The 19,449-nt window shown below is 69.2% G+C and carries 17 protein-coding genes, 4 tRNA genes and 2 pseudogenes; 12 read left to right on the plus strand and 11 right to left on the minus strand.

Annotation, left to right across the window (positions count from 1 at the left end; all coding sequences use genetic code 11):
• Positions 1 to 71: 71 nt before the first annotated feature.
• Both EF918_RS06955 and bldC read left to right on the plus strand, forming a co-directional pair.
• Complete coding sequence (locus EF918_RS06955) at positions 72 to 944, plus strand: hypothetical protein (protein ID WP_185921617.1); 873 nt, start codon at positions 72 to 74, stop codon at positions 942 to 944.
• Positions 945 to 1,467: 523 nt separating this feature from the next.
• Positions 1,468 to 1,674 carry a developmental transcriptional regulator BldC gene (bldC, locus tag EF918_RS06960; RefSeq protein ID WP_003949541.1) on the plus strand — a complete coding sequence of 69 codons (207 nt, stop codon included), beginning with the start codon at positions 1,468 to 1,470 and terminating at the stop codon, positions 1,672 to 1,674.
• Between the two features lie 404 nt (positions 1,675 to 2,078).
• On the opposite strand, the gene EF918_RS06965 is transcribed toward bldC, so the two are convergent.
• Both EF918_RS06965 and hrpA read right to left on the minus strand, forming a co-directional pair.
• A tRNA-Asp gene (locus EF918_RS06965) sits at positions 2,079 to 2,152 on the minus strand.
• A gap of 62 nt (positions 2,153 to 2,214) precedes the next feature.
• Positions 2,215 to 6,138 carry an ATP-dependent RNA helicase HrpA gene (gene hrpA / locus EF918_RS06970; RefSeq protein ID WP_125642425.1) on the minus strand — a complete coding sequence of 1,308 codons (3,924 nt, stop codon included), beginning with the start codon at positions 6,136 to 6,138 and terminating at the stop codon, positions 2,215 to 2,217.
• Between the two features lie 111 nt (positions 6,139 to 6,249).
• On the opposite strand from hrpA, the gene EF918_RS06975 reads away from it, so the two are divergent.
• The 3 genes from EF918_RS06975 (at position 6,250) to EF918_RS06985 (ending at position 8,665) form a co-directional block, all read left to right on the plus strand.
• Positions 6,250 to 6,759, plus strand: a complete 510-nt coding sequence (locus tag EF918_RS06975; RefSeq protein WP_125642428.1) for a hypothetical protein — start codon at positions 6,250 to 6,252, stop codon at positions 6,757 to 6,759.
• 323 nt (positions 6,760 to 7,082) lie between these two features.
• Positions 7,083 to 7,793, plus strand: a complete 711-nt coding sequence (locus tag EF918_RS06980) for a thioredoxin domain-containing protein (RefSeq protein ID WP_125642431.1) — start codon at positions 7,083 to 7,085, stop codon at positions 7,791 to 7,793.
• Positions 7,790 to 8,665 (plus strand): cytochrome c biogenesis CcdA family protein, encoded by an 876-nt coding sequence (locus EF918_RS06985; RefSeq protein ID WP_125642434.1) that lies wholly within the window; start codon positions 7,790 to 7,792, stop codon positions 8,663 to 8,665. The genes EF918_RS06980 and EF918_RS06985 overlap by 4 nt, the downstream gene beginning before the upstream one ends.
• Before the next feature lie 57 nt (positions 8,666 to 8,722).
• Here EF918_RS06985 and EF918_RS06990 read toward each other — a convergent pair.
• The 3 genes from EF918_RS06990 to EF918_RS07000 form a co-directional block, all read right to left on the minus strand.
• Positions 8,723 to 8,796, minus strand: a tRNA-Phe gene (locus EF918_RS06990).
• A 22-nt stretch (positions 8,797 to 8,818) separates the two neighbouring features.
• A tRNA-Asp gene (locus EF918_RS06995) sits at positions 8,819 to 8,892 on the minus strand.
• A gap of 38 nt (positions 8,893 to 8,930) precedes the next feature.
• Positions 8,931 to 9,003: transfer RNA gene (locus EF918_RS07000), tRNA-Glu, on the minus strand.
• A 126-nt stretch (positions 9,004 to 9,129) separates the two neighbouring features.
• Between EF918_RS07000 and EF918_RS07005 the strand changes: the two genes are divergently transcribed.
• The gene (locus EF918_RS07005; RefSeq protein ID WP_185921618.1) at positions 9,130 to 9,483 is read left to right on the plus strand and encodes a metallopeptidase family protein; all 354 of its coding nucleotides are present in this window, start codon (positions 9,130 to 9,132) and stop codon (positions 9,481 to 9,483) included.
• Between the two features lie 26 nt (positions 9,484 to 9,509).
• Here EF918_RS07005 and EF918_RS07010 read toward each other — a convergent pair whose 3' ends face one another.
• Positions 9,510 to 9,860, minus strand: coding sequence for a metallopeptidase family protein (locus EF918_RS07010; protein WP_125642441.1), 351 nt, complete (start codon positions 9,858 to 9,860; stop codon positions 9,510 to 9,512).
• Positions 9,861 to 9,923: 63 nt separating this feature from the next.
• Positions 9,924 to 10,694, minus strand: coding sequence for a DNA-binding transcriptional regulator (locus EF918_RS07015; protein WP_125642444.1), 771 nt, complete (start codon positions 10,692 to 10,694; stop codon positions 9,924 to 9,926).
• 353 nt (positions 10,695 to 11,047) lie between these two features.
• On the opposite strand from EF918_RS07015, the gene EF918_RS07025 reads away from it, so the two are divergent.
• Positions 11,048 to 11,506, plus strand: coding sequence for a hypothetical protein (locus tag EF918_RS07025; RefSeq protein WP_125642450.1), 459 nt, complete (start codon positions 11,048 to 11,050; stop codon positions 11,504 to 11,506).
• A gap of 69 nt (positions 11,507 to 11,575) precedes the next feature.
• Positions 11,576 to 12,250, plus strand: a complete 675-nt coding sequence (locus EF918_RS07030; protein WP_125642453.1) for a bifunctional 2-polyprenyl-6-hydroxyphenol methylase/3-demethylubiquinol 3-O-methyltransferase UbiG — start codon at positions 11,576 to 11,578, stop codon at positions 12,248 to 12,250.
• A gap of 741 nt (positions 12,251 to 12,991) precedes the next feature.
• On the opposite strand, the gene EF918_RS36785 is transcribed toward EF918_RS07030, so the two are convergent.
• From EF918_RS36785 to EF918_RS07045, 4 genes are all read right to left on the minus strand, one after another.
• Positions 12,992 to 13,168 carry a hypothetical protein gene (locus EF918_RS36785; RefSeq protein ID WP_185921619.1) on the minus strand — a complete coding sequence of 59 codons (177 nt, stop codon included), beginning with the start codon at positions 13,166 to 13,168 and terminating at the stop codon, positions 12,992 to 12,994.
• Positions 13,169 to 13,180: 12 nt separating this feature from the next.
• The gene (locus EF918_RS07035; RefSeq protein ID WP_185921620.1) at positions 13,181 to 14,350 is read right to left on the minus strand and encodes a phage major capsid protein; all 1,170 of its coding nucleotides are present in this window, start codon (positions 14,348 to 14,350) and stop codon (positions 13,181 to 13,183) included.
• Positions 14,351 to 15,077: 727 nt separating this feature from the next.
• A complete protein-coding gene (locus EF918_RS07040) occupies positions 15,078 to 15,497 on the minus strand; it encodes a hypothetical protein (RefSeq protein WP_125642460.1) in 420 nt (139 codons plus the stop codon).
• Between the two features lie 664 nt (positions 15,498 to 16,161).
• A complete protein-coding gene (locus tag EF918_RS07045) occupies positions 16,162 to 17,802 on the minus strand; it encodes a recombinase family protein (protein WP_185921621.1) in 1,641 nt (546 codons plus the stop codon).
• A gap of 122 nt (positions 17,803 to 17,924) precedes the next feature.
• On the opposite strand from EF918_RS07045, the pseudogene EF918_RS07050 reads away from it, so the two are divergent.
• From EF918_RS07050 to EF918_RS07065, 4 genes and pseudogenes are all read left to right on the plus strand, one after another.
• Positions 17,925 to 17,996, plus strand: a pseudogene (locus tag EF918_RS07050) (metallopeptidase family protein); the annotation flags it as partial.
• Entirely contained in the window at positions 17,993 to 18,526 is a 534-nt protein-coding gene (locus EF918_RS07055; protein ID WP_125642466.1) for a CrcB family protein, read from the plus strand. The pseudogene EF918_RS07050 and the gene EF918_RS07055, both read left to right, overlap by 4 nt.
• Entirely contained in the window at positions 18,523 to 18,900 is a 378-nt protein-coding gene (gene crcB, locus EF918_RS07060) for a fluoride efflux transporter CrcB (RefSeq protein WP_125642469.1), read from the plus strand. Before EF918_RS07055 ends, crcB begins: the two co-directional genes overlap by 4 nt.
• A gap of 297 nt (positions 18,901 to 19,197) precedes the next feature.
• Positions 19,198 to 19,449: pseudogene (locus tag EF918_RS07065) on the plus strand (hypothetical protein); the annotation flags it as partial.

The following is a 19,449-nucleotide window of genomic DNA, read 5'->3' on the forward strand; positions in this document are numbered from 1 at the left end:
GTGTTGGGAGCAGCGTAAGACCTCCGGGGCCCCGCGGAGTACCGGATGTTCCCACGGGGGAGGACGAGAGCGTGAGCGAATCCTCCGAGCCGCACCGGCTGCCCTCCGCCCGCTCGGCGCCGACCGTACCGTACGCCTCCTACCTGCGCGTCTACGAGCCGCTGGCCGCGTTCCGGGAGCCGGAGCGCACGCACTGGGCGGACTACGCCCGGCGGGAGGCCCGGCCCACCGCCCAGGACGAACTGCGCAGGTGCCTGGCGGACTTGGTGGGAGTGCCGCCGGTGGGGGTGCCGGCACAGGAGAGCGCGGACGCGTTCACCGCCGAGCTGGACGGGGTGCTGCTGGTCTGCCCGTGGCGGACCCGGCTGCGCGGCTGGCTGGCCCTGCAGGAGCTGGTGGCGGAGGGGACGGGCGGCGGGTTCCCCGCCCCGGTGCTGGACGCGGCGCTGCCGCCGGCCGTGCGCAGGCGGGCGGCGGAGGACTACGCGCGCTGGCGTGAACGGCACCCGGACGCCCGGCCGTGGATCCGTACGGCGGTGTGGCAGGTGCCGGTGCGCTGGTTCGTGCTGGTGGACGACGAGGAGCGGGACCACGTCCCCGGCGAGCGGCTGCGCTACCGCACCCCGATGGTCCAGGCCCGCCGCCGCCTGGCCCGGGGGCTGCGCACGCTGCGCCGGGCGGAGGGCCACGGGGCCCTGGCCGAGGGGCTGGTGGAGGTGGGGAGCTGGCTGGAGGAGTTCCACCCGCGCTCGATGGTCGAGCTGGACTACGGCGGCCTGGTGCACGCCCTGCCGGCGGAGCGGCTGGCGGCCGACCGGTCGGCCAAGGACGTGGCGCTGGGCCTCGCGGCGCTGCGGGAGGGCGACGCCGAGGCGGCCTCGGAGACGTACGGCAGGCTGAGCGAGCGGTGGCGCGCGGTACGCGAGCGGCTCTTCGCGAACTAGCCGGAGGCTGGTGGTATCGGCCGAACGGGCATAAGTTGCTGATCAACGGGTTGATCCGAGCATTTGGGCCTTAGTGCCGGGACCTACGTCCCGATACGGGCCATTGGCCCAAGCGTGACGGACCGCACTAACTACACCCTTGCGCCCTTCCCCTACCCTCGTGCCAAAATAGGACAAGGAGTCCGGGGAGGGTTCCTTCCGTCCAACTACGGTCGGAATGCTCGACATTGCACGCTATGGGGGGTCTTGTGACTCCTGATTGCTCTGTGACTGATCGTTACCGTGCGGTGACTGTCCGTTATGCACCGGTCCATCGGCTTCCGCCGCTGATGAACACCTCGGAGGGCAATTCCATCGGTTTGGCCGACGAGGCTGGACAGATGGTGTAGTTGTAGTGCCGAGGACAAGCCGTTCGTCCTATAACCGACTCGGCCCGCGTATGTCCATTTCGGGCAACGCGGGCCAAGGTGCAGAATTTAGAGGAAAGAACCGAGATGGTTCGGTTCTCCCGAGGAGGCCGCTCATGACCGCTCGCACCCCTGATGCCGAGCCGCTGCTGACCCCGGCTGAGGTCGCCACGATGTTCCGCGTGGACCCGAAGACGGTGACCCGCTGGGCCAAGGCTGGCAAGCTCACGTCCATCCGCACCCTGGGTGGGCACCGCCGTTACCGCGAGGCCGAGGTTCGCGCCCTGCTGGCGGGAATTCCGCAGCAGCGCAGCGAGGCCTGAGGTTCGTAGCACCCCGTAATACCGGGTCGAAATCGGATCCCCCAATCCGATGAAACCCACAGAGCTTCATACGACCGGACCTGCCCCAACAGGTCCTTCCGTCGTCGGTCGCGCTGGACTCCGCCGGGTCCAGCGCGGCTTTTTTTGTGCCTGGTGGGGCCCCTGGGGAAGGAGGGTGCCATTGCACATATTAAATCGAACCTGCGTAGGGGTGCGATAAAAGTACCCGTTTCAAAAACTCGTCCGGTGACTCCCGTCACATCTGATCACTCTTGTACATCCGGCAATGCACCCGTAATGAGGATCGGCGTCCCTGGTCATTCACCCGTGCGAGCGATGTGACCGGCACCCGGACATGCGGAAGGGCCCGTATCCCCGGGGGATACGGGCCCTTCTCTGACAAGCGATCCTGACGGGACTTGAACCCGCGACCTCCACCTTGACAGGGTGGCGAGCTAACCAACTGCTCCACAGGACCTTGGCTGCGAGTCAGACTGTACAGCAGAGCGGGGGGTTCGGTCGAACCGGATCATCCGGCGGTCACGGAGCGAGCGCGTCGACCGCCTTCACGATCCGCTTGTCCGAGATCGGGTACGCCGTCCCGAGCGCGTGAGCGAAGTAGCTGACCCGAAGTTCCTCGATCATCCAGCGGATGTCCGTCACCGCCTCCGGGACCGGTCGGCCCTGGGGCAGCTGCTCCAGCAGCCAGGCGTACTCGTCCTGCATCTCGTGGACCTTCTCCATGCGCGTGGTGTCGCGCTGGACGCCCGTCGGCATCTGCTGCAGCCGCCGGTCCGCCGCCACCAGGTAGCGCATCAGGTCCGGCAGTCGCTTCAGCCCGGTCAGCGTCACGAAACCGGCCGGCACCAGGGCCGCGAGCTGCGTCCTGACGTCCTGGACGTTGTTCAGCAGGGCCAGGCTGTTGGTGGCCTTCAGGCGGCGCTCACAGGCCTGCCAGGCGGCCAGGATCTGCTGCACCTGCCCGACCGTACGGACCGTGGTGTCCACGAGGTCGGCCCGGACCGCGTCGTAGAGCCGGCGGAAGCCCGCCTCGTCCCAGGCCGGGCCGCCGTGGTCAGCGATGAGCTGGTCGGCGGCCGCGGTCGCGCAGTCCTCGAACAGCGCCTGGACCGAACCGTGCGGGTTGCGGGACAGGGCCAGCTTCTGCTGGTTGGTCAGCTTGTCCGAGGCGAACTTCGCCGGGTTCACCGGGATGTTCAGCAGGATCAGCCGGCGCGTGCCCAGCCACATGGCCCGGGCCTGCTCCGCCTCGGTGTCGAAGAGCCGTACGGACACGGTCTCGCCCGCGTCCACCAGCGCCGGGTACGCCTTCACCGGCTGCCCGGCCCGCCGGGTCTCGAACACCCGGGTGAGGGTCCCGATGGTCCAGTCGGTCAGCCCGGTGCGCTCCAGCGAGGTCCCGCCCGACCGCTCGGCCGTCGCCGCGGCGGCCTTGGACAGCGCCTGGCGGGCCTTGGGCTTCAGCTTCAGCCGCAGCGCCTCCAGGTCCTTGTCCTCGGCGAGCTTGCGCCGCCGCTCGTCGACGATCCGGAACGTGATCTTGAGGTGATCGGGGATCCGCGACGGGTCGAAGTCCTCGGCGGCCACCGGCACGCCCACCATCCGGTGCAGCTCCCGCGCCAGCGTGACCGTCAACGGCTCCTGGAGGGGGACGGCGGTGTCCAGGAAGCGCGCGGCGTAGTTCGGGGCGGGCACGTAGTGCCGGCGGATCGGCTTGGGCAGCGAGCGGATCAGCTCGGTGACCACTTCCTCGCGCAGGCCCGGGATCTGCCAGTCGAAGCCCTCGTCGGTGACCTGGTTGAGCACCTGGAGCGGAACGTGCACGGTCACCCCGTCCGCGTCCGCGCCCGGCTCGAACTGGTACGTCACCTTGAACGTGAGCTGCCCCTGCCGCCAGGAGTCCGGGTAGTCGGCCTTGGTGACGCCCTTGGCCTTGTCGGTGAGCAGCATCTCCCGCTCGAAGTCGAGGAGTTCGGGCTCCTCGCGCTTCTTGTGCTTCCACCAGGAGTCGAAGTGCGCACCCGACACCACGTGCTCGGGGATCCGCTGGTCGTAGAAGTCGAACAGGGTCTCGTCGTCCACGACGATGTCCCGGCGCCGGGCCCGGTGCTCCAGCTCCTCGACCTCGGTGAGCAGCTTGCGGTTGTCGGCGTAGAACTTGTGGTGCGTGCGCCAGTCGCCCTCGACCAGGGCGTTGCGGATGAACAGCTCCCGGCAGACCTCGGGATCGATCCGGCCGTAGTTGATCTTCCGCTGGGCGACGATCGGTACGCCGTACAGCGTGACCTTCTCGTACGCCATGACGGCCGCCTGGTCCTTCTCCCAGTGCGGCTCGCTGTACGTGCGCTTGATCAGGTGCTGGGCCAGCGGCTCGACCCACTCGGGCTCCACCTTGGCGTTGACCCGGGCCCACAGCCGCGAGGTCTCCACCAGCTCCGCCGACATCACGAACTTCGGCTGCTTCTTGAACAGCGCCGACCCGGGGAAGATCGCGAACTTGGCCGACCGGGCACCCAGGTACTCGTTCTTGTCGGTGTCCTTGAGCCCGATGTGCGACAGCAGACCTGCCAGCAGCGAGACGTGGACGCTCTGCTCGGGGGCGTCCTCCTCGTTGAGGTGGATGCCCATGCTCTTGGCGACCGTACGCAGCTGCGCGTAGATGTCCTGCCACTCGCGGATCCGCAGGAAGTTCAGGTACTCCTGCTTGCACATCCGGCGGAACGAGGACGAGCCGCGCTCCTTCTGCTGCTCGCGGACGTAGCGCCACAGGTTGAGGAAGGCCAGGAAGTCGGAGGTCTCGTCCTTGAACCGGGCGTGCTGCTGGTCGGCCTGGGTCTGCTTGTCCGAGGGCCGCTCGCGCGGGTCCTGGATGGACAGGGCCGCCGCGATGACCATGACCTCGCGGACACAGCCGTTCTTGTCGGCCTCGACGACCATGCGGGCCAGCCGCGGGTCCACCGGGAGCTGCGAGAGCTTCCGGCCCATCGGCGTGAGCCGCTTCTTCGGGTCCTTCTCCGCCGGGTCCAGCGCCCCGAGCTCCTGGAGGAGCTGGACGCCGTCGCGGATGTTGCGGTGGTCCGGCGGGTCGATGAACGGGAACTTCTCGATCTCGCCGAGGCCGGCCGCGGTCATCTGGAGGATGACGGAGGCGAGGTTGGTGCGCAGGATCTCGGCGTCGGTGAACTCCGGGCGGGCGTCGAAGTCGGCCTCGGAGTACAGCCGGATGCAGATGCCGTCGGAGGTACGGCCGCAGCGGCCCTTGCGCTGGTTGGCGCTGGCCTGGGAGATCCGCTCGATGGGCAGGCGCTGCACCTTGGTGCGGTGGCTGTAGCGGGAGATCCGGGCGGTGCCCGGGTCGATCACGTACTTGATGCCGGGGACGGTCAGCGAGGTCTCGGCGACATTCGTCGCCAGCACGATCCGGCGGCCGGTGTGCGGCTGGAAGACGCGGTGCTGTTCGGCGTGCGAGAGGCGGGCGTAGAGCGGCAGCACTTCGGTGGAGCGGAGCTTCAGCTTGTCGAGGGCGTCCGCGGTGTCGCGGATCTCGCGCTCGCCGGAGAGGAAGACCAGGATGTCGCCCGGCCCCTCCTTCTGGAGCTCGTCGACGGCGTCGCAGATGGCGGTGATCTGGTCCCGGTCGGCGTCCTCGGAATCCTCTTCGAGGAGGGGGCGGTAGCGCACCTCGACCGGGTACGTACGCCCGCTGACCTCGACGATCGGGGCGTCGCCGAAGTGCCGGGAGAAGCGCTCGGGGTCGATGGTCGCGGAGGTGATCACGACCTTGAGGTCGGGCCGCCGGGGGAGGAGCTGGGCGAGGTAGCCGAGCAGGAAGTCGATGTTGAGGCTGCGCTCGTGGGCCTCGTCGATGATGATCGTGTCGTACGCACGCAGCTCGCGGTCCGTCTGGATCTCGGCGAGCAGGATGCCGTCCGTCATGAGCTTGACGAAGGTGGCGTCCGCGTCCACCTGGTCGGTGAAGCGGACCTTCCAGCCGACCGTCTGCCCGATCTCGGACTTCAGCTCCTCCGCGATGCGCTCGGCGACGGTACGGGCGGCGATCCGGCGGGGCTGCGTGTGGCCGATCATCCCGCGGACGCCGCGGCCCAGCTCCATGCAGATCTTGGGGATCTGGGTGGTCTTGCCCGAGCCGGTCTCACCGGCGACGATCACGACCTGGTGGTCGCGTATCGCCTCGGCGATCTCGTCCTTCTTCTGGCTGACCGGCAGGTTCTCGGGGTACGTGACCTCGGGCCGCCGCGCGGCCCGGGCGGCCACGCGTTCGGCCGCCTTCGCGGCCTCGGCGGAGATCTCGTCGAGGACCGCCTGCCTGGCCTCGGGCTTGCGGATGCGGCGGGCGCCATCGAGACGTCGGCCGAGGCGGTGAGCGTCGCGGAGCGAGATCTCACCGAGCTGGGTCTGCAGGGCGGCGAAGGAAGTAGACATACCTGATCGAGGATCTCACCTGGCCCGGCTGGGTGGCGAACCCATTTCGGAGTACGGGCCGTACCATTTCGGGACGAGTCCCCCGTCCATCATCCGTGAGAGGTCCCACCCATGCGAACCAGCCTCCGGCTCGGTCCCGCATGGCTCCTGCTCGCCCTCGTCCTGGCCACCCTGACGTGCACCCCGCCCGCCGTGGGGGGCGGGCCTGCGGCCCACCCGAGCCGGTCTGCCGCCCAGGCCCACGGGGCTTCGCCCGCGCCCGTGTCCGCCGCGCCGAGGGCGCCGGCCGCCGAGGGCCGGGCCGGGCAGGTGCTGCACGGGGCCGTGCCGGCCGCCGCGCACGGGGCCGTGCCCGTGTCCGCCGCGTCCGCGGCGCCGGCCGGGGTGGGTGCGGCCGTGCCCCTCCCGCCCCGGCGGTGCGACCACGGGCCAGGGGAGGACGGTCGGGTGCCGGCCGCGCCGGTGCGGTCGGGCGGGCAGCACGAAGGTGCCGTGCCCGTCGGCGGCCGCGTGGCCGCCTGCGGCGGCACGGGGACGTGCGCCCCGACCGCGGTCCCGGCGACCCGCGGCCCGGCCCGGGCCGCGCCCGGCCCGGTGGAGCTGTCGGTCCTACGGGTCTAGACGGGCCCGGCCCGGCCCGGCCCGGCCCGGCCCGGCCCGGCCCGGCCGGGCCGAGCCTCGGCCCGCCGGGCCGAGGCCGTGGCCAAAGCCTGGCCCCCGTCGAGCCGAGCCCGGTCGAGCCGAGGCCGTGGCCAAAGCCTGGCCCCGTCGAGCCGAGCCCGGTCGAGCCGAGGCCTTGGCCAAAGCCTGGCCCCGTCGAGCCGAGCCCGGTCGAGCCGAGGCCGTGGCCAAAGCCTGGCCCCGGCCCGGCCGGGCCGAGCCTCGGCTCCGGCTGGGCCTCGGCCCTGTATCCGTAGACCCGTAGCCCGTCATCCGGAGGACCCTTGTCCCGTTCCACCAAGCCCCTGCTGATCTCCGCCGGGGTCGCCCTGGCCGCCGTAGTCCTCGGGCTCGTCTCCTGGCAGACGACCGCGCCCGAGGGCCGTCGGGCCGGGCGGCCCGACAGTTCCGCCTCCGCCGGGGAGGAGTCCTCGGCCCGGTCCGCCCTGCAGAAGCTGGCCCGGCGCGACGCCGGGGACAAGCTCGCCACCGGGCGCGCCGACGCCCCCGTCGTGCTCATCGAGTACTCCGACTTCAAGTGTGGCTACTGCGGCAAGTTCGCCCGCGACACCGAGCCCGAGCTGATCAAGAAGTACGTCGCCGACGGCACCCTCCGCATCGAGTGGCGCAACTTCCCGATCTTCGGCGCCGAGTCCGAGGCCGCCGCCAAGGCCGCCTGGGCGGCGGGCCGGCAGGACCGGTTCGCGCAGTTCCACACCGCCGCCTACGCCGAGGGCTCCAAGGAGAAGGGCTTCGGCGAGGCGCGGCTGCTGGAGCTGGCCCGGGCCGCCGGCGTCGGCGACCTGGAGCGGTTCCGGCAGGACATGGCCGGCCCGGAGGCCGCCGAGGCCCTGCGCAAGGACCAGGAGGAGGGCTACCGCATCGGGGTCTCCTCCACCCCGTCCTTCCTGATCAACGGCCGCCCGATCGCCGGCGCCCAGCCGCTCTCGGCCTTCACCCGGGCGGTCGAGGAGGCCAAGGCGGCGGCGCAGTGAGCCAGATCGGCTATCTGGCCGCCCTGCTCGGCGGCCTCCTCGCCCTGCTCAGCCCGTGCAGCGCCCTGCTGCTGCCGGCCTTCTTCGCGTACTCGATCGACTCCACCTCCCGGCTGCTGGCCCGGACCGGCATCTTCTACGCCGGCCTGGCCACCACCCTGGTGCCGCTGGGCGCGGCCTCGTCCTCGGCCGGCCGGTTCTTCCACGGCCACCGCGAGGAACTGGTCCTGGTGGGCGGCTGGCTGATCATCGTCCTGGGCCTCGCCCAGATCCTCGGCCTGGGCTTCGCCCCGCGGAAGCTCGCCGAGCTGTCCGGGCGGATCCGGCCGACGACCGCGCTCTCGGTGTACGCGCTGGGCGCGGTCTACGGCCTGGCCGGCTTCTGCGCCGGCCCGATCCTCGGCAGCGTGCTGACCGTGGCCGGGCTCAGCGGCAACCCGGTCCACGGCGGGCTGCTGCTGGCCGTGTACGCCCTGGGGATGGCCGTACCGCTGTTCGTGCTGGCGCTGCTCTGGGAGCGGTTCGAGCTGGGCCGGCGGAGCTGGCTGCGCGGGCGGGCCTTCTCGGTGGGCCGGCTGCACCTGCACACGACCTCGCTGCTGTCGGGCGCGTTCTTCATCCTGCTGGGGACGCTCTTCCTGGTGTTCGACGGGGCCGGCGCGCTGCCCGGGCTGCTGGACGTGGACGACTCGTTCGCCGTGGAGGAGTGGGTGCGCTCGGCCGCCGACGTGGTGCCGGACTGGGCCCTGCTGGCGCTGGTCGCGGTGGCCGCCCTGGCGGTCGGGGTGTTCCGCTGGCTCCGCCCGGCACGTACGGAGGACGGTGCGGGGGTCCGTACGGGCGAGGGCCGGACGGACGACGCGGAGGAGTAGCGGAGGAGTAGGAGAGAACGAGGAAGGCCCCGTCCGACGGACGGGGCCTTCCGGTTGTGGCTGGGGCCGGGGTCGAACCGGCGACCTATCGCTTTTCAGGCGATCGCTCGTACCAACTGAGCTACCCAGCCACGAAGCTCTTTCGAGCTCCAGCGATCCTGACGGGACTTGAACCCGCGACCTCCACCTTGACAGGGTGGCGAGCTAACCAACTGCTCCACAGGACCATGTGCGTGCGAGAACAAGTCTCGCACAGGGTTGTGCGTGCCCCCAACGGGATTCGAACCCGTGCTACCGCCTTGAAAGGGCGGCGTCCTGGGCCACTAGACGATGAGGGCTAAGGGCCCACCTGGGCGCTTTCCAGCGCGTCGGGGACGTGAGAAGCATATGGGATGCGGGGAGCTATCGCCAAAACGGTTTCGCCCCGGCGGGGGAGGCGGCCCCTGCGGAGGGAGAATGGCCGGGTGCTGGAGATGAGTCGTGAGGAGTTCGAGGAACTCGTCGCCGAGGCCCTGGACCGGATCCCGCCGGAACTGACGCGGCTGATGGACAACGTCGCCGTCTTCGTCGAGGACGAGCCGCCCGCGGAGGATCCGGAGCTGCTCGGGCTCTACGAGGGGACCCCGCTGACGGACCGCGGCGAGTGGTACGCCGGGGTGCTGCCGGACCGGATCACGATCTACCGCAATCCCACCCTCCGGATCTGCGAGAGCCGCGAGGACGTGGTGGAGGAGACGGAGATCACCGTGGTGCACGATATCCCGTCGTACACCTCTTCGGGTGAGGAATCCCCTGTTCAGGTGACTCTCGCGGCTTGATCGCGGCCTGATCGGGCCGCCCGGGATCAGCCCCAGCCCAGTTCGTGAAGCCGCTCGTCGTCGATGCCGAAGTGGTGGGCGATCTCATGAACAACGGTCACGGCGACTTCGTCAATCACGTCTGCCGGGGTCTCGCACATGCGTAGGGTCGGCCCCATGTAGATCGAGATGCGGTCCGGCAGCACCCCGGCGTACCACTCGCCCCGCTCGGTGAGCGGAGTCCCCTCGTAGAGCCCCAGAAGCTCCGGATCGTCCGCCGGGGGCTCGTCCTCCACGAACACGGCGACGTTGTCCATGATCCGTGTCAGCTCAGGCGGGATCGTGTCCAGGGCATCGGACACCAGCTCTTCGAAGGCTTCTCGCGTCATCTCCAGCACACGGCCATTCTCCGTGAGCGACATCACTTCCACGGAGGAGAGGCGCGAGAAGCCTCCGGACGGTCACTCCGGCGCTTGGCTGTACCGCTCCAGAGCGGCCTTGCTGGTGGACCGGTCCACAAGCCGCAGCTCCCACGGCCCGGTGTTCACGTCGAAGTCCTTGCCGAAGCCGACCCACTTCCCGGCCATCCGGCGGCCGGTCGGCTCGACCAGCAGTTGGATCGCACCGTGGTACCGGGCGCCCTGGTAGTAGCCGTCGGCGGCCGTCTGCTCCACCCACGAGCCGGTCACCACGTTGCGATCAACGGTGAGATCCAGGGAGAGCGGGCTGTCCGGGTTGCTGGACGCCCCCGGAAGGCTCTGGGCGGTCAGCCGGTTCCCGTGCTGGACGATCACCACGTAGTGCTTGCCCTCGTACGTCGCGTCCCGGCTGGACGAGTAGAACTCGTACCGGCTGAGCCAGATCCCCGAGAACGTCTCCCCGGTGACCGGTGCGGCGGTCGCGGCTGCGGAGGTGACACCCCCTGCTCCAGCGTCCATGTCATGTCCTCCTGACCCATCGGCGTGGACCCGTGCCATCGGTACCGGCAGGGCGAACCCCAGGGCTTCCACGGGTCGCCCTGTGACCCGTTCTAACGCCCTGGCGTAGACGCCCCGGGGTGTCTTGCTCGTCCCGGATTCCCAGCGCTGCACAAGGCGCTTGGACGCCTCGTTGGGCTCTCCCAGTTCGGCCCCCGCCTGGCGGAGCGCGTTGGCGAACTCGTCCTGGCTCATACGCAGGCCCATTCGTACGGCCCGCAGCACATCATTCGGCACCACAGCGGTCGTCGTCATGACGTCAAAGCTAGACCGAACAGCCTTGCAATGACACCGGTTTGACGCCCATTGAGGCGTCATTGACGCCCCTCTGAGTGACGCCCCGAAGACGCCCGATTCGTCGTCGCTCTGCCCTGGTCCACAGGCGGAACATCAGGGCGTCGTGAGGCAGCTACGAGGGAGCGTGAGCGGATGACCATGACGGTGCGGGTATCCCGCGACGGCGGCAGAACCTACGGCGGGGAGGTCGCCTTCCCCACCGACCGGAGCGACAAGCCGTTGACCCCCGCAGCGTCCGCCGCGTGGCCTCCCTGCGAATGCCCCCGATGCTCCTCCCCGATCACGCACCATCCGACACGGAAGGAAATGACGTGACGATCACGAAGCAGCCGGCCGAGGTCTTGGGCCTCATCAGCCCGGACCTCCGGGAACGGCTCGCCCGGGACGTGCGCAAGACCTGGCCGGAGATGTCCGACGACCAGGGCGAGCGTGGAGTGAGCCAGATGGCGGCCTTCCTGGTGGCCTCGACGCTCACCGACGAGCCGCTCACCCCGTCCCTTCGGGTGGACCTGTTCTGGCACGCGTTCATCCAGCGGAGCGTCCCCTACGTGGCCTTCGCCAAGTCGCTCGGCGTGGAGTACATCCACCACGTCCCGGACGACGACGAGACCGGTTCGGACCCCGAAGCGGGCAGGGCCGCCATGGAGGCGACGAAGGCGGCGATCCGCGCCGCCGGGTTCACCATCGACCCCGAGTTCTGGCCCAACGAGGGCGCGGCGGACTGCACGCAGTGCCACGCTGGGTGCACCGACAGCCCCGTGAACAAGTAGCACGCCTCAGCGCGTCGGCCGCCCGGTCCCCACGCCGGGCGGCTGTCGCCATGACATGGGACGGACGCCGTGACCGACACTCGTAGCGCTGCCTGGGACACCTACTCGCAGAGCAAGCCCCAGCGCCGAAAGACCAACGCCAAGGGCGAGACCACCTGGTTCAACTGGACTCAGCACCCCGACCACGGACCGGGGGCCGAAGTGCTGTCCCTGCCGTCCGGAGGCAGGGTGCTGGACCTGGGGTGCGGTTCCGGTGGCAACGTCGCTCATCTCGCCACTCTCGGCATGGAAGCCGTGGGCATCGACCTGTCGCCGGCCCAGTTGGCCAAGGCCCGTGAGCGCTGGCCGGACATCGAAGGCATGACCCTGCACCGGGGAGACGCGCTCACCTTCATGCGGGGGCAGGCTCCGTTCGATGCGATCTACTCCGTCTTCGGTGCGGCCTACTTCACTGACCCGGCGGAGATGCTTCCCGCCGTCCACGCGACGCTCAAGCCCGGCGGGGTGTTCGCCATGTCCCAGCGGCCCGCCGTGGAGGGTTGCTACGGCTGTCAGGCGTCCTACATCCCACGGGGGCCCGATGAAGAACCCGCTGTGGTCAAGCGCTGGGACTACGAGCCGGACGTGTGGGCCGCCACGCTCAAGGAACACGGATACGTGGATGTCTCCGTGGATGTGATCCCGCCGCCCGTGGGCAGTCAGCGCACGGGGACCCTGCTGGTTCGAGGCCGGAGAAACGGCTAGCAAGCACGAAAGCCCCCGACAGCTACCCAGTACGTGGGCAGCCATCGGGGGCTTCGGTGGTGCTTCGAGGGGGCTAACTACCGTTTGGAGACCACTTTCTCAGGGGTGCGGAACGGGCTTTGCCCAGGTCAGACAGCGCCCAGGGCCCAAAAAAGGAGTCGCACCCAGGGCGCGTTTTCCGAGCTGGGGCCGGGATCGCCGGCGGGCACGCCCGGGAACTTCCGGACCGCTCTCTCCCTCCCTCAGAAGGGCGGAGCCGTGTAGCTCAGGTCCACGCGCGTCTTCGCCTTGTGGCACGGGCGGCACAGGAGCTGAAGCCTTCAGCGCAGGACGCACTGTGGGCATCCGATGACCCACGCATCCGAGTGTTCCTCTCGGTGGGCGTCGGCCGGTAGCCGCTCCTTGAGGGCGTAGCCGAACCTGGGGCACGACCGGCAACGGGTGGGAAGCCACGGGCGGTCATCCCCGCTGAGCACGGCTCGGCCATCGGGCCTTACCCACGCCGGGCGCATCCACGAGGGCCACTCGCTCAGCTCGTCGCTGGCTCCGGGAATCTCCCGGATCTGCCGGGCGACGAGCTGTCTGCCGTCGTTGAGCCTGTGGGGGGCGGGCACCACCCGGGCCCAGCCGATCCCGGTCAGGTAGTCGCCAACGTCGGACGGACAGCGGAGCCGCATCCCCGCCCCTGCCCGCATCCGGTCTACGAGGACCCCTCTGGTCAGCTCCACGAACACGGGGCACTCAGATCAATTCGGCAAGCTCAGCCGAGACGAGCCAGGCGGCCTCACCCTGGGGAACGTCGTAGACCCCACCGTTCTCAAGGACGTGGCTGGGGCTGCCGTCGCTGGTCGGGCCGTAGCTCATGTAGCCGGTCATGCGGACGGTCACGGTCGGCTCGGTGGTGTTGAAGATAGACATGATGCGAACCTCTCAGGCGGAAACGGTGATCTTGCAGACGGCGGCAGCATTCGGAACAGCGATAGCGGCACGGGCAATCGCGCGCACTGCCGTTCCGTCCTTGAGGAACCCGAACTGGTTGCTGATCTCAAAGCCGGCTGACTTCCGCCACACCGCGAACACCTGATCGGCTTCGAAGACCAGAATTTCCGTGTCCGGCATGAACGACGAAAGCCGGACCCGCACGCCGAGAATCGAGCGCTGAATGCCCGCAGTGGGAGAACCGGCAGACTCGCTAAGAAGCGGCTTGAGGGACCCGGTTGCCTCACGTAGAGCCATAAGCGTGGTCCACATCTTCGGCCCCATCACGATCGCAGTAGCCTTCGCATTGGCCGATTCGAGCTTTCCGAATGCGGTAACGAACCCGTCCAGATCCTTGAGGCCGCCCGTTACTGCGTGAGCCTGAATGCCGGGCGTCTTGGAAATGCCCACGAATCCCTTGCCCGCACCCGTTCCGATCAGGGCCTCACGGTCGAAGCCCAGCGCCACAGACCGCATGAGTGACTTGGCCATGGGGTTCAGGAAGGACGCTCCACCGTCGTCCATCAGCTCATTGGCGATCAGGTCGGCGGCGGCGATCTTCTTCGGCGTGATCTTGAGTGGGTCCGAACCGAAACCGCCGGTGGGGAGGTCGTCAAGCTCACCCACGAAGCCGGCCGAGAAGTCGGATCGGATTACGGGAAACGAATAGGTCTCGGCGCTCGTCTCGACCCGCTGGACACCGCTTTCCATGACAACGGACTGCGGAGCGAGAAGGTCGATGAAGTTCCGGGCCACCTGTTCAGGACTGAAAGCCTTGCCCGTGCTCGGAGTCGTGATGCCCCGAGACAGTTCGAGCGAACGGGCCATGAGTTCGCCAGGAGTCATCGCCATACGGGATTCCTTACCGTCGTGGTTACGTGTCGTCCCCATGAGTTGCAGGGGAGATGTGATCCGCATTGCCGCTTCCTCTGCGGCGGCTGCCTCAAGGTGGCGCTTCATCTGGGTGTCTGCGTGACGGATCTTGTCGAGTAGTTCTGATTCCGCCTTACGTTCACCCGAAGTCAGAGAGCGCTTAGCGGGGTCCAAGTCGAGCTTGGCCAGAAGGTTTGTGTATTCGTCGCGCTTGGCCATGTGGGCGCGCGCCTGTTCCGCATGGGACACCGGTACTCCTTGGGGTGCGGGCATCAAAAAACCAGCGCCCCTCAATGGGGTGGCTGGCGTAGGGGTACTGGGGAGGCTCGGAACGTCCCCTCACATGTATGAGTAAGTGTCTATGCGGCCTTGCCGTTCGTGCGGTTCTTTGCCGCCCACTCGCGCTTCCGTTGGCGGGCACGTGCCTTACGGCAGTCGTCGGAGCACATCAGGGGCCACCGGCGCTTCTGCCCCTCCGGGCGCCTCTGCGTGTAAGTGGCGCCGCATGTCTGGCATTCACCCGTGAAGACCTTCGTGCCGTCTACCACGCGGATGGTGCCGCCCGCTGTTCTCCACTGTGCTGGTCGGGCCTCACGGCGCCGGATCACCGTGCGAGAGCGCAGAACGTCCCGGCGAAGTGCTGATGGGAATTCCCACAAGGGGCGGAATGGGTCGTCCACCAATCTGAAGGGTCCTCGCACGAAGCCGGCGCGCACGGCCACAGGGCCGCTCGCACCCTGCATGGCACGGCTGCTGTCCCACTCCATGAAGGCACGCACCATGGCGGGGTGCATGTGCTCCGTCAGTTCATCTGCCGTGCCGGTCAACGCGCCAATCTCGGCCACAGTTACCCCGGTTGGGTTGTAGTACACGCTCGGACCCCCCTGTCAGCGGGCATAAGGAAGCCCCGGTGTGTCGCAGCCGGGGCAATCACGTACGTGATCTATCGGGGACCGCGCATCACGTGATGCGCTGGTCAGTTGCTCTGCGCGGCCTTGGCCTTGCGGTGCTGGGCCGTCTTGCAACGGTCGGAGCAAAACCTCCGGGGCCGACCACGGCCGGACCACCGGGCGGGCTTGCCGCAGTGAGCACAGGCGGCGTTCTCACGCTGCCATTGGGCGATGTCCTTGGCTTCTTCCAAGTCATCTTGGGCGTCGCGGCAGAAATCCTCCGCTTCGTCCTCGTAGTCACAGAACCGCTTGAGCGCGTGGGTTACCTCAAAGTGGTCACCACAGAGCGGACAAGGCTTCATGCTCCGCGCCTTCGCTGGCTGAGACTTCCGCCGATAGGAAGCCTGTCGGCAGGCGGCGGAACAGAAGCGTTCCTGTCGGCCGGACAGTGGCTGGCCGCAGTTCTGGCAGTCGTCGGTACGGTTTTCGTGACCGTAGTAGCCCACGGGTCCCCCTGTTACGTAATATCCTGAGACGAAACGGTGGCGCAAGTAACGGCTCTTTGTTTTCTTATGGCTTCTCTATGAGAAAACTGATTACTGTTACGCGTTGAGGAAATAAGTAACTGTCAGCCTTGAGGTCGCCGCTGCCGCTGACGGGTCGACTGGTAGGCAGCGCGGTCCCGGCACCGCTTGGAGCAGTACCGGGCGGGGCGCCCTATGCCGCCGTACACGACCATGTGGTCGCAGTCCGGCCCTGCGCATCGCTCGCCGGCGTCCAGCGCCTCAACGGTCCTCAGCGCGCCTGCTACGAGCCGGTGCAGCCTCAGCGTTCGCTCATCGCGGGGCCTCGCGCTCTCCCATGCCAAGGCTTCGGCTTCCCGTAGGAGGCTGAGAAGCCCGGTGACGCTCGATGCATCCATGCCCCTCCTTCGTTGGATCCCGGCGGAAGTCGCTGGTCGTGGGACACATCGCAGCGGAGCGCCCCCAAAGGCTTTGTGTTCCGCCGCGTTTCGCCGCTCACAACCGGCTTCTGGGGCGTCGACTGCCCGCCCCTGCTGTCCCTGGAGCGGGACGGTTGCAAGCGGGCACGGACAAGCCCCGCCCCTCCGGTCGGAGGAACGGGGCTGTATGGCCGTGTGGGGGCCTCTGCGGGACCCGTGGAGGTCCTTTACTGGGTGTCGGCTTCAGGGAGCGTTGTAGGGAACTTCAGGTCCTCCGGCTGTTCTTCCCCGACCCACCAGAAGCGGAAGCGGTCGATGGACGGGCGGACGCCGGTCTTGCGGGCCTTCAACACCCATGCGCGTTCGAGCACGAGACCGACGATCTCGCGCCGTTCGGCAAGGGGCCAGTCCTCCCACGCCTCCCGGAAGAGGGTCGTCTCTCGAAGGAACGTGATGTCGAGAGCCTGTCCGGTGGGGAGGGTGTTCAGCTCTCGCTCGTAGCCGTCCAACCGGCCGTTGCTCTCGTCGTACCGACGCTTGAAGCGGGCCTCACCTCGCGGGCCCTGGAAGAGTCCGTTCAGCTTCTCGTCCTCCAGGCGATCGAGGAACTGTTCCTCTTCCCGGATCAGGGCTTCGAGCTGGGAGCGGCGGGTCTTGCGGTCCGGGTGCTTCATGTCGGCCCAGCGCTGAGCGATGGCCAGGATCGCCGGGTCGTCGTCATCGAGAGCACCGAGACGGTTGATCATCGCTTCGGTCACCAGGGCGTCCGCGTGGGTGCCCTTGATCAGCACGCCGGGGCACCGGCCGCTGAAGTGGCGGCGGGTGCAGCGGTAGCGGGGCCAGACCTCACCGTTCCGCACGAACGCCGTGTCGTAGGACATGCGCGAGCCGCATTCGGCGCAGTAGAGGTAGTCCGACAGGAGACCGGTGACCGCCCGGCCCGTGTCCTTGGACTTCGCGCCGGGAGTCGCGTCCCGGGTCCAGTGGACGGGGACCCGGCTGCCGAACATCGACCGCAAGCGGGTGTGGTCCGCGAAGCTGATGATCTCCTTGCCGACCCGGACCATCTCGCCGGTCACGCTGTGGCGGTAGACCTCACCCTTGTGGGGCAGGTACCCGGCCATTGTGGGGGAGATCACAAGTTGCCTGACGGCTGGCCACGACCATGAGTTCGGGGTCTTCAGCGGCTTCTCCCGGAGCTTCTGCGCCTTGATCGGTTCACCCTTGGCCTCAAGCTGGGCGATCCGCAGCTTCCGGCTGGCCCAGCGCGGGGAGTCGTAGCCCTGGTCGTTCATCCACTTCGCGACAGAGCGGAGGGACTGGCCGTCCAAGAGCTTGGCGACCACGGCGCGGATGATCTCCGACTCCTCCGGGTGTGGGGCGAGCTTCCGCTCCGGCGTGACGATGAAGCCGTACGGGCGGCTGCCCATCCAGCGGCCTTCGTCCCGCTCGTCCGCCCGGAGGTCCGTGACCCGGATGGACGTGTTCTTGGATTCCTTGTGGGCCTGGTGCGCGGCCAGTGTGAGCTGGATCTCCCAGCCCTCGTTGTTGGAGTCGATGCCGTCCGCGATGGAGATGAAGCGGCAACCGGTCTCGTAGACGATCCGGATGATCTCCGACGCCTGCGGGATGCCCTGGCGGGTGGCCCGGTCCACCTTGAAGACGATCAGCACGTCCGCCAGGCGCTCCCGGAGCATCGTGAGGGCCGCTTCCCAGTCGGGGCGGTTCACGTACGCGTGGAAGCCGGACTTGTCCTCGTCCTTGAAGACCTTGATCACTTCCGCGCCGAGGTCATCGGCCCGGCCACGGCCGGCCTTCTCCTGGCGGGGGATGGACGTGGACGTGTCCGTGAGATCCGAGATCCGCAAATACAGAATCGCGCGCAGGATGGCGGCGGCACGCGAGAATGGCTCTCGTGGTGACATACAAACCTCCCCTTACCCCGCTGACCAGCCTAAATCCGGGGTTGGACAAGGTGTCTGGCGGGTGTTCCTGCGTCCACGAGATCGCCCACCACTTCGGCATCGACGACGAGCGGCTGCACGCCCTGGGGTACGGGTGACCAGGCCGGTCCCCGGGGCGGAGGCGATCGATCCGGACGTCGACCTCCACGTACCGGCGCAGGCCGCCGAACCGCAGGGCCCGGTCCTCGCCGCGATCGCGGCGGGCGGGGCTCTGGGGGCGGGGGCGCGCTACGGGCTGGCGCTGCTGTGGCCGGCCGGTGCGGACGCCTTCCCGTGGGCGACGTTCTGGACGAACGTGTCCGGCTGTGCGCTGATCGGGGTCCTGATGGTCCTGGTCGGCGAGGGGGGCCGGACGGCGCACCCGCTGGTGCGGCCGTTCCTCGGGGTCGGGGTGCTCGGCGGGTTCACCACGTTCTCGACGTACGCCGTGGACTTCGCGCGGCTGCTGGACGGGGGCCGGGCCGGGCTCGCCCTCGGCTACGCCGGTACGACGGCGGCCGCGGCGCTGGCCGCCGTGTGGACGGCGGCCTCGCTGACCCGGCGGGCGGTGGCGGTACGGGACCGGGGGCGCGAGCGGGAGCGCGGACGCGACCGGAGCCGGGACCGGGGGAGCGGTGGGACCGGGTGAACTGGCTGCTGGTGCTGGTCGGCGGGGCCCTCGGGGCGCCGCTGCGCTATCTGACGGACCGTGCGGTGCAGGCGCGGCACGACTCGGTGTTCCCGTGGGGGACCTTCACCGTGAACGCGCTCGGCTCGCTGGTGCTCGGCTCGCTGACCGGGGCGCTGCTGGTGGGCGGGGCCTCCTCGCGGCTCGGGCTGTTCCTGGGCACCGGGCTGTGCGGCGCGCTGACGACGTACTCGACGTTCTCCTACGAGACCCTGCGGCTGGCGGAGCGGGGCCACCGGTTCCTGGCGGCGGCGAACGTGGGGGCGTCGGTGCTGGTCGGGCTAGGTGCGGTGCACCTCGGATGGCAGGTGGCGGAGCGGCTGGCCGCAGGCTGAGGCCGGGCCCGGGGGACAGCGGGCGGCGCGCGGGCGTGTCCCTAACGGGGCAATGGGAGTTGGAGAGATTGACCCGCTGACCGCGGACGGCGTCCGACCGTGGACGCCGTCGCCCTCTGGAGGTGCCACGTGCGCCCGTTCCCCGCTTCCGTGTCCCCTTCCGCGCCCCCTTCCGTGTCGCCTCCCGCACCCCCGTCCGCGCGCCCGTCCGGCGGGTCCGCCTTTCCGGGCGCATCGCGTGGCGGATCGTTCCGACTGGCCCTCACCGTGCTCGCGTTGGCCGCCAGCGCGGGCTGCATGAGCGTCAGCGACGACGCCGCCCGGCCGGGGCCGTCCTCCTCGGCCGGCCACCAGGGCGCGGCCGCGCAGCGGGACGGCGGAGCCGGAGCCGGGCGCGGGGCGAGCGGCCACGGCGCCGGGCACGGGAAGAAGACCGAGGCCGAGGGCAAGGGGGCCAAGGTGGGCGCGAGCGGCAAGCCGCAGCCGGGAGCCTCCCCGTCGCCGGGCGCCCCGGCCGGGGTCCCGGGCGGGCCCTCGCCGGCCCCCGGG

The sequence above is a fragment of the Streptomyces sp. WAC06614 genome, assembly GCF_003949795.1.
Classification (GTDB): domain Bacteria; phylum Actinomycetota; class Actinomycetes; order Streptomycetales; family Streptomycetaceae; genus Streptomyces.